The sequence below is a fragment of the Candidatus Obscuribacterales bacterium genome (assembly GCA_019744775.1).
Lineage (GTDB): Bacteria > Cyanobacteriota > Vampirovibrionia > Obscuribacterales > Obscuribacteraceae > SBAT01.
The window spans coordinates 33,238-47,675 of the sequence record JAIETZ010000001.1 but is presented as its reverse complement, the minus strand read 5'-3'; the positions used below and the strand labels follow the sequence as shown (position 1 = coordinate 47,675).

At 46.2% G+C, this 14,438-nt stretch carries 12 protein-coding genes; 4 read left to right on the top strand and 8 right to left on the bottom strand.

Annotation, left to right across the window (positions count from 1 at the left end):
* Nucleotides 1–61 precede the first annotated feature (61 nt).
* Nucleotides 62–1,753, bottom strand: coding sequence for a hypothetical protein (locus K2Y22_00205; protein ID MBX9876854.1), 1,692 nt, complete (start codon nt 1,751–1,753; stop codon nt 62–64).
* Entirely contained in the window at nt 1,746–2,555 is an 810-nt protein-coding gene (locus tag K2Y22_00200; protein MBX9876853.1) for an inositol monophosphatase, read from the bottom strand. Before K2Y22_00200 ends, K2Y22_00205 begins: the two co-directional genes overlap by 8 nt.
* Nucleotides 2,556–2,711: 156 nt before the next feature.
* Between K2Y22_00200 and ileS the strand changes: the two genes are divergently transcribed.
* Entirely contained in the window at nt 2,712–5,549 is a 2,838-nt protein-coding gene (gene ileS / locus K2Y22_00195; GenBank protein MBX9876852.1) for an isoleucine--tRNA ligase, read from the top strand.
* Nucleotides 5,550–5,821: 272 nt separating this feature from the next.
* Here the strand turns inward: ileS and K2Y22_00190 are convergent, their stop codons facing one another.
* The 6 genes from K2Y22_00190 to K2Y22_00165 form a co-directional block, all read right to left on the bottom strand.
* Nucleotides 5,822–6,637 (bottom strand): hypothetical protein, encoded by an 816-nt coding sequence (locus K2Y22_00190; protein ID MBX9876851.1) that lies wholly within the window; start codon nt 6,635–6,637, stop codon nt 5,822–5,824.
* 268 nt (nt 6,638–6,905) lie between these two features.
* Nucleotides 6,906–7,715 carry a hypothetical protein gene (locus K2Y22_00185; protein MBX9876850.1) on the bottom strand — a complete coding sequence of 270 codons (810 nt, stop codon included), beginning with the start codon at nt 7,713–7,715 and terminating at the stop codon, nt 6,906–6,908.
* Nucleotides 7,716–7,936: 221 nt separating this feature from the next.
* Nucleotides 7,937–9,367, bottom strand: coding sequence for a sensor histidine kinase (locus tag K2Y22_00180; GenBank protein ID MBX9876849.1), 1,431 nt, complete (start codon nt 9,365–9,367; stop codon nt 7,937–7,939).
* Nucleotides 9,364–9,984, bottom strand: coding sequence for a response regulator transcription factor (locus tag K2Y22_00175; GenBank protein ID MBX9876848.1), 621 nt, complete (start codon nt 9,982–9,984; stop codon nt 9,364–9,366). Before K2Y22_00175 ends, K2Y22_00180 begins: the two co-directional genes overlap by 4 nt.
* A 49-nt stretch (nt 9,985–10,033) precedes the next feature.
* Nucleotides 10,034–10,801, bottom strand: a complete 768-nt coding sequence (locus K2Y22_00170; GenBank protein ID MBX9876847.1) for a hypothetical protein — start codon at nt 10,799–10,801, stop codon at nt 10,034–10,036.
* 295 nt (nt 10,802–11,096) lie between these two features.
* Nucleotides 11,097–11,423, bottom strand: a complete 327-nt coding sequence (locus K2Y22_00165) for a (2Fe-2S) ferredoxin domain-containing protein (GenBank protein MBX9876846.1) — start codon at nt 11,421–11,423, stop codon at nt 11,097–11,099.
* A 243-nt stretch (nt 11,424–11,666) separates the two neighbouring features.
* On the opposite strand from K2Y22_00165, the gene rplJ reads away from it, so the two are divergent.
* From rplJ to K2Y22_00150, 3 genes are all read left to right on the top strand, one after another.
* The gene (rplJ, locus tag K2Y22_00160; protein MBX9876845.1) at nt 11,667–12,191 is read left to right on the top strand and encodes a 50S ribosomal protein L10; all 525 of its coding nucleotides are present in this window, start codon (nt 11,667–11,669) and stop codon (nt 12,189–12,191) included.
* Between the two features lie 49 nt (nt 12,192–12,240).
* The gene (gene rplL / locus K2Y22_00155) at nt 12,241–12,633 is read left to right on the top strand and encodes a 50S ribosomal protein L7/L12 (GenBank protein ID MBX9876844.1); all 393 of its coding nucleotides are present in this window, start codon (nt 12,241–12,243) and stop codon (nt 12,631–12,633) included.
* A gap of 77 nt (nt 12,634–12,710) precedes the next feature.
* Nucleotides 12,711–14,273, top strand: coding sequence for a tetratricopeptide repeat protein (locus tag K2Y22_00150; protein ID MBX9876843.1), 1,563 nt, complete (start codon nt 12,711–12,713; stop codon nt 14,271–14,273).
* The last annotated feature ends 165 nt before the right edge of the window (nt 14,274–14,438 follow it).

Below are 14,438 nucleotides of genomic sequence, written 5' to 3'. Positions count from 1 at the left end.
GTATTATAAATATACTGGTAAATAGGATAACTATACTGAAAAGCAGGATAAATGCCATGCGCTAGTGAGTGACGCCACTAGGAGTGTGAGGCTTGCCATAGACTTGTTCTTGAACGGAAATGTCCAAATCAGCTGGATAAGATTGCCCGAGAATCTTGTACACGTTCTGCAAACGCAGGCGGAATTGTTGATCAAACATGGCGTCATCTGCAGAAGTATTTGGTTCGCCAAACCACCAGAACCAATCACTGCCTTCTGCTGTATAGATTTCTTCCCAGGCTTTTGTTAGTTGATCCATTGAATGTGTTTCGTTGTGCATTGCCGAGGCAAGGAAATGTCTTGTGCGATTGAGCAAATCCCAAGCTTTGTTTTTCATGGGGTCGCCAATCCAAATATGATAATCAGCATTGATCCAAGAGCCGCTATGGATGTTGTGCAATTCTGCTGACGCCGGGTGATTGTCTAGGTATTCGCTGACGGTGCAAATATTGAGACTGTTGTCGCCGGACAATCGTTTGTAGAGTTCCCGCAAGAAAGGATCACCGTCTTGCTCATATGTTTCCCAGCAATTTTCTCCATCGAGGGCAATTGCCACAATACCTTCTCTTTGCCAGTTGAAAAGTTTTTGCTGGATATGTTTGATGCGCATGTAGAGAGCAGTTGCTGCTTCCTCAGATGATCTGCCGCCATAGGAGAAGCTAATCTCGTTGGATGTAACAACTTCGCGAAAAATTACATTTATGTGTTGTTCGCCAATCTGTAATCTATACGGCTGGCAAAGGAGTTCCGGATTGTTCAAGTTTCCATGATCATCGCGCAGTATTGGCAGTCCAGTAGTCTTAGTCAACAAGGCTTCATCGAGGACAATCCACTTGATACCGCTTTGGGCAATGAGTTCAATAGCGGGAGGACTTACAGCAAGTTCGGATGGCCACATACCACGCGGGCGAGTGTGCATCATGTCTTCGTAAAAATTTACTGCCTTATCTAACTGTTTGCGTGCGTCATCACGATGGAAATAAAGCTTTTCCGGCAGCTTTACTCCGGGTGCCGGAAATCGAGCAACGTTGGAGTCAATAAGTAACGGCAATATCGGATGATAGTAAGGCGACGTTATGACTTCAATTTGTCCGGCTTCCTGCATTTGCCTGTAGACAGGAATTATTTGGCGAATAAGTTCGCGTTCAATTTCAATTAGGCGTTTGCGCTGCTCTAATGAAAAGTCTTTGCCTTGGTCAAGATATTTGGTCAGCTCATGCATCTTGCTGTACCAAAGCGGATCGAACCAGGCAAGATTCATCCATGTAGCCATATCGGCAAATTCTTGATTGGTGAATTCCGAGACCATCGACTGGAAAGTCTGACCGCGATCTAAATTCTTTTGTCTGCGTTGATAGAATTCAAAATATGGCTTATGCGGTTTGATTTGACGCTCGAGGTGAGTGTGAAAAGAGTGAGTGAGGATATACACTTTGTCGGCTGTTGTGTACTCATCTACTGATTTCGTCGTAAGTAGTAATTGATTATCGACGGCGTTATGCCAACCATAATCTTCCAGTTGCTCTATCAGTGAAGGCACCATATTGAACGTCTGGCGAATATTGCTGAATTCCTTCAGCAATAAAGGCATGTCTAAGTAATCTTTGATGGCATGCAAGCGCACCCATGGTAAAAGGTATTGTCCGGACACTCGGTCTTTGTAAAGAGGTTGGTGCATGTGCCAGATAAAGCACACTGATAATTTTTCAGTCACCAGATACCTCCTTTACGAGAGTAGCTTGTCTTAATTGTGCCAATGAACCAAGTACCTGATCGTGAATGAGACCATTGGTGGCAAGAATATAGCCGCTGGTTAATTCCAGCGGACCACCTGTCAAATTGGTCAATTTGCCACCTGCTTCTTCAACAATTAGACCGCCGGCAGCTATGTCCCACGGTGAAAGTTTCGTTTCCCAAAAACCATCTAAGCGTCCGCATGCAACAAATGAAAGATCCAGAGCCGCAGAACCGTCGCGACGCACACCGTGCGAGGCTGAGGTTAGGGTGGCAAATTCATTGATGTTGTTGTCGGACTCTGCGCCTGTATCTGGTGGAAAACCAGTGGCGAGCAAGCTAGCTTCCAGCTTATCGACAGTGGAAACCCGAATCTGACTGTCGTTCAAAAAAGCACCTTTGCCTCTTTCAGCCCAGAACATTTCATTGGAAACAGGATTGAAAACTGTGGCAAATACGACTTTTCCGTCGAGCTCAAAACCAATAGAGACAGCAAAAAACGGATAGGCATGAGTGTAGTTGGTTGTGCCGTCTAGAGGATCAATTAGCCAGCGTCTATTGCTTTTCTGCACTGACGACCCGCTTTCCTCTGCCAGGATGGCATCGTCCGGAAAGGCGTCCTTGATAATTTGCAAAATAAGTTTTTCAGAAGCCTTGTCTACATCGGTAACGATATTGAAGGCGCTCTTATAATCGACCTGCTTGATGTTGCCCATGCGTTCTTTCAGCAGTTTTCCGGCTTCCTGGGCGGCTTTGAAAGCAGTATTTTTGACTTTGTCCACGGGACCTCATTAGAACGGTTTATAACGACTACCACTATTGTGTAGCAGTAGTCATGCCAAGTTCACAATTGCTATTAGTAATTGACTAATTAGTTTACAATTTTGTCTAACCGTCGCCAAATAGCGGCGTATAACCATTGGAGCGTTTTGTAAGAAATGGCTGAAAAGACCTATAGCGTAAATTTGCCGCAGACTGAGTTCTCCATGAAGGCCAACAGTGCCGTCAGAGAGCCGGAATTCCAACGTATGTGGGATGACGAGAAGATTTACGAGCAAAATCTTGCAAATAGAGATAAGGCGGAGAAATTTGTCCTCCATGACGGACCGCCTTACTTGAGTGCCGGCAAAATCCACATGGGGCACGCTCTCAACAAGACGTTGAAAGACATCGTCACCAAGTACAAAGCTCAACAGGGCTTCTATTCACCGTATGTGCCTGGCTATGACAGTCACGGCTTACCTATTGAAAACGCAGTTCTAAAGGATGTAAAAGGCGGCAAAGCAGCTTTTACGCCGGTGGAACTGAGGCGTAAATGTAAAGAGTTTGCCTTGTCCAACTTGAAAGGGCAAGAAGTCAATTTCCGTCGCCTGGGCATTTGGGGTGACTGGGCGCATCCATACGTGACTCTTGATCCCAAATTTGAAGCGGCGCAATTGCGGGTGTTTGGAAAAATGGCGCAGGCTGGCTACCTCTACAAGGGATTAAAGCCGGTCTATTGGTGCGCCAACTGCGAAACAGCACTAGCTGAAGCAGAAGTTGAATATGCCGATCACACATCGGAATCTATCTTTGTCAAATTTGCGGTGACAAAAGAATCCCGTGCAAAATTGCCTGTGCAACTTCCAGATGGACAAGAAGTCTCCTTCGTTATTTGGACAACAACTCCCTGGACCTTACCTGCTAATTTAGGTATCGCACTTCATCCACAATTTGAATATCACTTCTTGCAAACACCCAACCAGGGAATATTGGTTGTCGCCGATGCTTTGAAAGAAGCGTTTCTTTCAACTGTTGGTGAGAGCAATGGCTGGACAAATGGCGATGTAAAAACAATTGCCAAAATTGAAGGCGCTAAACTAGAAAAACTCACTGGACAACATCCGTTTGTCGATCGCACATCACTTGTGATTCTTGGTGATCACGTAACAGCAGAAGCCGGCACCGGATGTGTGCACACAGCTCCCGGGCATGGTCTTGAGGACTTTGAGGTTGGTGGCAAATACAAATTAGGCGTATTGTCACCAGTAGATAACCGCGGCTTCTTCACCGAAGAAGGTGGCCAATTTGTAGGACAGCGTTACAACAAGGCCAATGAGTCAATAATTGAAGTTTTGAAAGAATCGGGCAAACTTGTTTTCCATGCTCCTTTCAGACATAGTTATCCCCATTGCTGGCGTTGCAAAAAGCCTGTTATCTACAGAGCCACTGAGCAGTGGTTTGCTTCTGTTGATGGCTTTCGTAAGCAAGCTTTAGAAGCTATAGATACTGTTTCCTGGCATCCGACATCCGGCCGTAATCGCATCTATACAATGGTGGAGAATCGTTCTGACTGGTGCATAAGCCGTCAAAGATCTTGGGGCGTGCCGATACCAGTGTTTTACTGTAATCCATGTCGCAAACCGCTTTTGACTAAGGAAACTGTGGACGCTGTAGCAGCAATTGTAGAAAAGGAAGGATCCGACTCCTGGTGGGAAAAGGATGCTGACTATTTCTTGCAAGGGAAGTTTAAGTGCGAATGCGGTAGCTCAAGCTTTGATAAAGAAACCGACATCATGGATGTTTGGTTCGATTCAGGAGTCTCACACGCTGCTGTTATCGATCAACGACCAGAGTTGCGCGGAACACCGTGCGAACTTTATTTGGAAGGCAGCGACCAACACCGTGGTTGGTTCCAGTCTTCTCTATTAACAAGCGTGGCAGTACATAATCGCGCGCCTTACAAGACGGTACTAACACATGGCTTCATTGTTGATGAGTCAGGACGAAAAATGTCCAAATCACTCGGAAATATGGTTGAGCCGGAAGAAGTAATCAAACAATACGGTGCAGATGTTTTGCGCTTGTGGGTTGCTTCAGTTAATTACACGGATGATGTGCCGATTGGCAAGAATCTGCTTGCCCAATTGTCCGAAGTCTATCGAAAGCTGCGTAATACTGCTCGATATCTTTTGGGTAACTTACATGGATTTGACCCGGCAAAAGACGCCGTTTCATACGACAAGCTATCTAAGCTAGATGCATACATTTTGCACAAACTGCAAGAGATAACTACAGAAATTACCGAAGACTTTGATCGCTTCGAGTTTTTCAAATATTATCAACTGCTGCAAAACTTCTGTGTTGTTGATCTATCCAGCTTCTACTTTGATATCGTTAAAGATCGTCTCTACACGGGCGGCAAGAAATCTGAAAGTAGAAGAGCTGTACAGACTGTATTAGCTGAACTGCTCAATACACTTGTGCGTGTGCTTGTGCCTGTCACTCCTCACTTGGCAGAAGACATCTGGCAGCATATGCCGGAAAATCTGCGCGGCAAGCAAAAGAGTGTATTGCTGACGGATTTCCCTAAACCGAGGACGGACTACCTAAAGGCTGAATTGGATGAGTTTTGGTCTGACGTTATAAAAGTGCGCTACGTCGTCAATAAAGCTCTTGAATCAGCGAGAGCCGCGCGTAAATTTGGCAGCTCACTTGAGTCGAAAGTTCTCATCAGTATTGAAAATAAAGACATCGAGAAAAAGCTTCTGAGCCTGGCTTCTGAGCTGAGTGCTATTTTCATAACGTCGCAGTGTGAGTTAGTTCCAGATGCGATGAAGTCATCAAATGATTGTCTTGCGCAATTAAGCGAAGAAGGCGTAACGGTTGTAGTTTTACCAGCCGATGGTACAAAATGCCCACGCTGCTGGAAATTTGCAACCGACATCGGCAAAGAAAGTGCGTACTCGGAGCTCTGTGTGCCTTGCGCTCAGGCGCTTGTTTCAGATGCCGGCTAAAGCCCTGTTGTAACGCTCCCTGTGAAGAGTTTTTACCTGCTGCTGCTTTGGTAAAGCGCTTGGGTCTTAAGCCTATTTGCCAATACTGGCGAGGGTTTTTAGGTGTTGATATCGTTAACTATAACCAGTAGTGACCGTCTTATATCATTGGTGGTGCTAGTTTAAGTAGCTAGAGCCTAGGGTAACTCTAATTTAGCCGGCGGGATTGGTCGCTGCCTCAAATAGACGAATTGTCCTGAGGGCACCTCCTGCCGGCACTTCCGTTTTGGGGACTATGACACCTTCTCTTGCGATAGTCTGGTCAGGTCGCTGGCAGCTTTTGCCGCCGGTTGATAAGTCTGCATGTTTTCGTTGCTTGCAGAAATGAGCATGGTGAATAATTCCATGGCAATTAATTCCATATGTCCATCAACAAGAGGTTGATCTTCCATTGACCATTCTACGGAGTTGCCTTCTAAGCGGCTAGTGAATGTAACTATTGGCTTGAAGTTCTTTTCAGATTGAGTAAGCCCGATTGATTTGCTGACCGGTATCAGAAATACTTCGATTTTGTGATTGCGTCCACGCATTACCAAGCTATAGCTGCTGGTCGAGAGGCGAGCACGAAAGTAGGTTAGAGTTTCTGATGCTTCGCGCAAAATGTTATAGCGCATGACTTCAGTGACAAATCCTGGAATTGAGCAGGTTACGTGAAGCTCCGACCAACCAATGGAGTGATTATATTGGTAAGCGTAGGTTCTAAGAATGCTGAATATTTTGCCTATTAGATCTGCTGTTGAATTATCATATTTAGCCTGTTGTTGAACAACCTGCAGGCGAGTGCCTCGTGATGAAGCTAACATTGACAGCGACGTCTGAGTGAGACTGCGCATCCAGTCCGAGCGAGAAGCTTCTTGGCTTGGCGTATGCTTGGCCAATATTTCTTCTCTTAATGCACTGCGGTAGTCGTGCGTGTAAGGAATGCCGCGGTAGAGACCGTCTTTGTCATATACTTCTGAGCATTTTTCATCGCGCCATTTTGAGTCGTGAAAAACTGCGTTAATTGTTTGGTTAGCACGAAGCGTTTGCTTCAATCCTTCCTTTGCCATGATGTCTTATCCTTCTTTGGGGAGTGGCTTGCGAGAGCTAATCCCTTCATGCTCATATTTATACCGCTTGGTCAAAGCGGTGTGAATTCGCAAAAGTACGTGCACTAAATCGTGTATGAGGAGGCTGAAAGGCGCATGGAATGGCGCTTTCATGCATGTGAGGAATTTAAGAAAAGTGGTGGCACGAGCGTATGATTTAATCTAATTCGAAGAAAAACGGCGGTGATTTTACTCACCGCAGTCTCTCCTAGTGCCTATTGAGGAGGATTTAGGCAGATTCTAATTGGTCCATGTCGTCTTCGACTACAGGAGTAACGTTGTTTTGAATGGCTTCCTTGCTCTTGGTGATAAGGGCAGCGAAGACTTCCATGGCAATGTTTTCCAGTTGACCCTCTAGAAGAGGTTGACCGTTGAGACTCCATTGAACTTGTTTTTTAGTAAGTGTTCCGGACAAAGAGAGAATCGGAGGAAATTCGGTTTCTGCTTTACTCAATCCAATTACCTTGTACACAGGAATAAGCAGAACATCTATTTTGTTTTTCCTTCCTCTGATTACTACGCTCCAGCTGCGGGTGGACATACGAGCACGGAAATTAGTAACTGATTCCACTGGTTCACGGAAAATGTTGTAGCGAGTAACTTCAGTTACAAAACCGGGTTTGGAACAAGTAATGTATAAATCATTCCAGCCAACTGAATGGTTAAACTCGAAGGCATAGGCTCTGAGCATTGTATAAAGCTCGGTCACTATGTGAGCTATGGATTGATTGAAGATAGTTTCTTTCTTGACGGCTTTGTACTGCATGCCGCGAACATCAGCGATGAATTCTATAGATTCGCGAGCAAGATCACGCATCCAGTCGGAACGTCGTCCGTTGGCGCAAGTATTGTAAGTCGATAGAATTTGTTCAGTTAAGTCTGCTGTTTCATCATAATAACGATTGCTGCCTGAACCAAATGATGCCTTGTCGTATCTTTTAATTTCGTCTGCCGAATGTCTCCAACGCGTATCCAAAAAAGCTTCTCTACTTGCCGGATTGGCAGTTGGCGCCAATTTTATTTTGCCAATGTTTAACATGTCTCGTACTCCCCTTAGCGGTCAAAGCCGCATTGCGTTCAACCTGCGAACACTATAAGGGTTTCCAAGAGTCAAAGGAATCCACCGAAATTAGTCAACGAAAGTGCGTATAAAATTCAGCAAAGCTATGTTGGACAAGGCTTTCCGGGCGCAAAACTAACAGCCTACTCTAGTTAACGTTTTGTTCATAATTCCGGGCTATAGCTAGTTGCACGGGCGTTTCAACCGATGGCTAGGATGATGGAAGCCCTGGTTCCAGCTCCTGGTTGAGACTCAATAGCCAGTCTAGCCGGGTAAAAACAGCGGATTAAGTCAATTCTCTCGTGCATGCCGCCCAGCCCAAAGCCGCCATCTTTAGAAGTTTGAGGTTCACTTTCCTCATCTTGGCTAAAGCCTTTGCCGTTGTCCTCAATAATGAAGGACAGTTGTCCGGGTATTCTGTCGACTCTAACCTGGATACGGCTGGCATCGGAATATTTAACTGCATTATTCAGGCATTCTTGGATGATGCGGAAAATATGCAGCTGAACGCTTTCGGAAAGCTCAGGCAGTTGGCAGTCGCAACTAAATGAACAATCAGCTCCTGTTTGTTCGGCAACCCTTTGTAAGAGGTCTTCTATTACAGGTTGGAGCCCCCAATCAATTAGGTCACGGGGTGCAAGATCATGGCAAATTTCTCTGAGCTTTCCATTTATGCTGTCCAGAGTATCGACCACCTTTTCCTTATTCATTGATTGCTCAGTCAGTGATCGCTTGAGCATCATCACATCTGAAATTACTGTGTCGTGCAGATCTCGAGCAATGCGTTTTTGCACTTCCTCTTGTTGGATAACTATCTTTTGGACAAGATTTTGTTTTTCCATGGCAAGGTCATGAAGTATCTGGCTCATTTTGTCGCCGCTCAAATCAACAGCGGGGGTCAATGACTGCGTGCTTGATTGAAGTTCGTTGGATGACTTCACAACTAAGTCTTTAAATAGATTCCTAATAAGCACTCTGGATTCGTGAACGTCCAAAGGCATGCCGTTAACACTCCAGAAAGATGGAGAAGTTTGTGTATTTAAATGCAGGGTAGCCCGAAGTCTTCGCGAGGTTTCATTTTCATAGATGTTTATTAGCTCACCGGCCGGTAAGAGAAAGAACTCTATTGTTCCTGCTTGTCCGCGAGCTGTAAGACTCCAGGTGCCTGTAGAGATGCGGAAGCGGTAGAAGTTTTGTGCCTTGTGCGGTTCCGTCACTGTCACTTTTAGTGACGCCACACCGGCTGCTTCGTTAAACTCACTGATTAAAGTGGTCAAGGCATCAAAGATGGTGACAATCATGCTCTTTGTAGATTGCGTGATTAGTTCCGGATTCGCAGCTTCTTTTTCCGTCGCCTTTTCAGATGCAACGAGTCTGATTAGCTCTTTAAGCCAGAGGTCGTACCAGACTTTGGTTGCTCCCGGTGAGCGAAGTCCTGTGGGTTTTTCTTTTTCCACGGCCGGTGGACGCGGTGAAGCTATTTCGTCCAGCGAATGCTCCCAAATTGACTTCATTCTTGTTTGCGGTGTATCGGAGGCGCGGCGAGCCTGCTTTCTTCTTTCTTCTTGAGGGTAACTAGGACTTGGGGGCGCAAGACCTATTTTCGAAAGAGCTTTATCAAGCCAACTCATTTTTCGCTTTCCAGACTGCCGAAGCCTTTCTTGACGGCCCAGGCTATAAGTTCTTCACGACTGGTGAGTCCTAATTTGAGGAGCAATAACTCGCATTGTTTCCTGACTGTGGCAGGTGACGTTTTGCGTGTGTCGGCAATGTCTTGATACTTCATGCCGCGGGCAAGGGACTTAAGCACCTCTTCTTCTGATTTAGTTAGCTTCGTTTTGTCGACGACAAGTTCGTTGGACAGAATAGTCTTTTTGCCGGACATCACTTGCCTGATTGTCTCAGCCACTTTGGCGACGCTTTCAGATTTGAGCAAATAACCGGAAGCGCCTAAATCCATTACGACTTGAATGAAAGCCATGCGGCTTTCTCCGGAAAAGATAATGACCCGGCAACCAGGAATAGCAAGAAAAGACTGCACCATTGATTTAGGACCGGTGTCTCCCGGTACGTGCAAGTCGAGCAAAATTATGTCCGGGCGCAGGTCTTTGGCAATATTAAGCCCGGTGTTTGAATCTGAGGCAGCGCCTACAACCTTAATATCAGGCTCGCGAGACAAACCCATACTTAAACCATCAAGCGTTACCTGATGGTCCTCAACGATGAGTACTGTAATTGGTTCTGACATATTTACTCTGGGCTTTTCCAGTGTAAATCTTCCCTGACTGAGCTGGTTTCTATCGCCCGCGCGTAATAAATTGACGGCTATGCTCGATGAGTTCCTTAAACAGGTCCGAAAGTAGGTTTTCTAGGCGCTCGGAATCTAGTTCTTGGTCGCCAATCATCCAGGATGGTTGCGACCCATTAAGGGAACCCATCAGGCGGGCAATTGGTTTATAGGCTATTTCAGTCCGACTCATGCCGATAACTTTTTGCACTGGAATCAAGTAAAACTCAACTGTCCCTTCATTGCCGCGTACGATAAGACTAAAAAAGCGAGTTGAGATACGTGCTCGATAATTTGATACCGTTTCAATCGGTTCGCGACGAACGCTGTAACGAGTGACTTCGGTCACCGTGTCCGGTTTAGTGCAAGTCACGTGCAACTCTGACAGACCGACAGCGTTGTTGAATTCGAAGGCATAAGTGCGAAGGTGAGTAAATGCGTTTTGCACCATTTCCTCAGTGAACTTCTGTAGATTTATTTCTTCAGATGCCCTTTTACTCTGAGCGCTGCGTAAGTCGCTGACATAAGAGGCGCTGTCTTGAGCCAGTTGGCTAACCCAATGCGAACGATCTGAGTTAGCACCAGTCTGGTAGGTTGAGATAATTTGCTCAGTTAGTTCAGAAAGAGAATCACGGCGTATCTGCCAAGTTGGATCGCCACTCTTCTTGTCCATCTGGCGAGCCAAGGCTTTGATGATGCCCCAGCGACTGGCGTAAAGCCCCTCTCTTGTCGGGTCATCTTTGCGCATTCTCAATTTTCTTATTGAGTCGTCGAGCATTTGTCTGTCCCAGGTAATCAAGCAACCTCGCTAATTATAGTTAGATTCTCGGACGTGACAAATTACAATTCACCCAGGAAATCAAGAGCTGGAGGGAATTCTGAAGGGAAACTCACCACCCGTGGTGGCTGAGGCTGGATATCAAGTGTCGAGAATGAAAAGTGCTAAGATGAAGCGGCGTTAACAAAGAGATATCTTTTGGATAGCGGGCGCATGCAATGCGCCCCTACAAAACATGTTTTCCTAGCGAAACGAACGAGTAGTGCCGGATGGCAAGCGAAGTCGAAGCTGGAGTCTACAAATGATGTTTGCCGCGCCCATCGTAGAGTAATCTCGTAACCGGTTTGTCATTGAGCAAATGTGACTCAATTATTTCGTGGCAGTCGGATGGTTTGACGTGCGCGTACCAGACGTTGTCCGGGTAGACGACGACTAGAGGACCGTTACCGCACTGGTCAAAGCAACCAGCCTTGTTGATGCGTATCTTGCTTTTCAGCCCGCGTTCTTTGATTTCCTTCCGCAGGATATCCAGGACTTCTTCGGAGCCTTGTGCCGGGCAGGTCTTGCCTGTGACACAGACGAAGACGTGCTTACTAAAGGGATTATTAGGAATTTCGATCATCGCTTAATAATATCTCACTGCAGCGGTGTTTTCCCTTGACGAAGCATGGCGAAATTGCAAAAATTACCTTCTGGACTTAAGACAGTCTGGTGCAAGGCTCGTAAGAGCCGAGCGTAATAGGTCGTATGACCTGCCGGCTTGAGGTCACAAAATCGATAAATGTCGAAGGGGAGGCAACTCCCTCATTTGTGATCCTGGAGCTGAAAAGACCCCGGGATTTTTGCTTTATTGGGGAGTTTGAAAATGGCTACAAAAGTACGCAAACAAGAGATCGTCTCTGATTTGCGCGACGTAATAAATGATGGCAAAGTCATCATTGTTACGGACCTTAGTGGCTTGACGGTGGCTGAGCTTCAGCAATTCCGCCGCAAGTTGGATAAGGACAATGCCAAATGCCATATCGCGAAGAATACACTCATCAAAATCGCATCCAACGATGGTCCGTTTGCTTCGGTAAAGGATTTAGCTAAGGGCCCAACAGCCCTCGTGATCGGTTTAGACGATCCAGCTGCTCCTGCAAAAACCACAGTGAACTTCATCAAGGATTTGAAGAAGGGTGAGATTCGTGGTGCGGTGCTTGAAGGTAATGTCATTTCGGAAAAAGAGGTCAAAAACCTTGCCGAGTTGCCATCCAGAGAGCAACTTTTGGCCAGCATCATGGGTGGATTGGATTCTGGCGCCAGAAATATTGCTGGCATGCTAGAGGCGATCATCCGCGATATCGCTGTCATGTCTGAGGAAGTCGCGAAGAAAAACAACGCGGCTTAGCGCAATTAGGGAATCCGTTCGTTAAGACATTTATCTAAGGAGATAAACAATGGCAACTAAACTATCAGTTGATGATTTGCTCGATCAAATTGGTTCTTTGACCTTGCTCGAAGCTGCAGATCTCAAAAAGAAAATGGAAGACAAATTCGGTGTAACAGCTGCTGCTCCTATGGCAATGGCTGTAATGCCGGGTGCTGCTGGCGGCGGAGCTGCTGGTGGAACTGAAGAGCGCACCGATTTCGATGCAATCTTGGCTAACGTTGGCGATAAGAAGATTGAAGTTCTGAAGATCGTCCGCGAAGTAACCGGCCTCGGCTTGAAAGAAGCTAAGGACCTCGTTGATGCAGCTCCAAAGCCGCTCAAAGAGAAGGTTAAGAAGGAAGAAGCTGAACAGATCAAGCAAAAGCTTGAAGCTGTTGGAGCCAAAGTCGAGATCAAGTAATTTCGACGGAATCATAAAGGAAGGGCGGGGCAACCCGCCCTTTTTACTAAATGCAGTGTCATTCTTGTGGATTATTTTTGCCGGCTCATTATAAGGAGTGTGTCTCCTGTGGAGCGGCACTTGCTCACCAAGTCGAAGGCGGCAAGCAAGAAGTAAGCAGCAACAGAGATCAGGTTCAAGACTATCGTCTCTTACGCGGGCAGCCTCCAGCGGCTCAAGCTGAAGGCGAGCATATTCATGAAAATCATGACCATGCTCGACATCACCATCAAAAGCGTGGCAGTCTCAAAAACAAGTTGCATGGAAGCAATATTCCCGTCGGTTTGGGAGTGCTATTAGCGGTAGCCATAATTGTTGTATTTGCCGGCGGCACATTTTTCTTTTTAAACAGACCGACAGATGCTGATCTTATGGTCTCTCAAGGACAAAAGGAATTGGCCAATGGACAATATGCTTTTGCCGTTAAGACCTTTGAAAAGGCACTTGCCGCGCACCCGAATAATCCACGCGTTCTTTTATCTCTGGCTCGCGCATATGTTGGCTGCGATCAAGTAGACAAAGCCTGGCAGTTGATTACCCAAGCCCAACAGCAGGGCGTAAGTGTAATAGCCGAACCACAGTTAGCTTCGGAATTGGCCAATTACTACAGGCAACGTGAACAATTTGAAAAGGCGATTGAACTTTTGCGCCCACTTGCTCAGGCGGGAGTGCCGGGAAAACGGGGAGAGCTTGCCGACTTAGATGCCCTCTGGGGAGACATTGCCTTGCGCGATGGCGATCTGGAAAAGGCCTTGCAATGCTGGGAAGAGGTTAAGCAGCTTGCTGAAGGAAGCCGTTATGCTGAGGCGGACGCAAGACTTGTTACCATCGATCAAAAATTAGCTGACAAATATGCCTCTTCAGGTGACGACGCTAAGGCACTTTCTTATTTGACCAAGCTGAATACTTCAGTCGAGCGTCCGGCAAATCTTGAAAGAACTGCCGCTATCTATGAACGAAAAGGTGATCTGGATTTGGCAATTGATCAATATCAAAAGGCAATGATTCTCTATGGGCAAGAACCCGCAGCAGACTTGATAAAGCAAAAACTGGCAATTCTTCTTGAAAGACGCGGAAAAGAATTGCTTGATAAAGGCGAATCTGACACAGGTTACGGTTACTTGCAGCAAGCTAAGGAAATGGATACGACTATGGGCGGCGGTAAGGTTGCTTTGCGTGGTGTCAATATCTCATTTTCAGGTGGCGTTGCCTCCATTAAGGGCAATGTTTGGAACCCAGGACCAGATCAAATAAGTACACTTTCGCTGAAAGCAGATTTATACGATCCCGCATCAGGCAGAGTCATTTGGCAGCAAGAACGAAGAATTATTGATGAATTTGAAATTCCCTTGTCTCGCGATGAGACAAGACCGTTTCAATTTAGTGCCGGTGGTGCATCATCCGGTTATGAATTTAGAGTCTATCTGGATGGCACATTGTATAAGTCATATACATTAGGAGTCAAGATGCCGAAAGCGGCTCCAGCAAAGGCTCCGAGCGTCATAGAACCGGGGGTCGGTCCTGTATCTTCTCCTGTATCTTCGCCTGTACCACGACGAGAAACACCTGAAGACAAGACTCTTAAGGATCTTGATCTCTAAGGATTTCCTTGCGAATAGGAACATTAGACGCTGAGGCTTTATCTGAGGCAACACAATTACTCAATTTGTTTCTGTTTCCTGCTACAGAAACGAGAACGACAGAGTCAACTCAGTCGAATAGCTCTGCTACGCAGGGCGAGTCTGGCCAATAGATCAAGAGATCAA

What these genes read in the sequence shown, in the direction of transcription:
- K2Y22_00165 (MBX9876846.1), bottom strand. Translation starts at nt 11,423, where the DNA reads ATGATCGAAATTCCTAATAATCCCTTTAGTAAGCACGTCTTCGTCTGT.
- K2Y22_00190 (MBX9876851.1), bottom strand. Translation starts at nt 6,637, where the DNA reads ATGGCAAAGGAAGGATTGAAGCAAACGCTTCGTGCTAACCAAACAATT.
- K2Y22_00180 (MBX9876849.1), bottom strand. Translation starts at nt 9,367, where the DNA reads ATGAGTTGGCTTGATAAAGCTCTTTCGAAAATAGGTCTTGCGCCCCCA.
- ileS (MBX9876852.1), top strand. Translation starts at nt 2,712, where the DNA reads ATGGCTGAAAAGACCTATAGCGTAAATTTGCCGCAGACTGAGTTCTCC.
- K2Y22_00185 (MBX9876850.1), bottom strand. Translation starts at nt 7,715, where the DNA reads ATGTTAAACATTGGCAAAATAAAATTGGCGCCAACTGCCAATCCGGCA.
- rplJ (MBX9876845.1), top strand. Translation starts at nt 11,667, where the DNA reads ATGGCTACAAAAGTACGCAAACAAGAGATCGTCTCTGATTTGCGCGAC.
- K2Y22_00175 (MBX9876848.1), bottom strand. Translation starts at nt 9,984, where the DNA reads ATGTCAGAACCAATTACAGTACTCATCGTTGAGGACCATCAGGTAACG.
- K2Y22_00170 (MBX9876847.1), bottom strand. Translation starts at nt 10,801, where the DNA reads ATGCTCGACGACTCAATAAGAAAATTGAGAATGCGCAAAGATGACCCG.
- rplL (MBX9876844.1), top strand. Translation starts at nt 12,241, where the DNA reads ATGGCAACTAAACTATCAGTTGATGATTTGCTCGATCAAATTGGTTCT.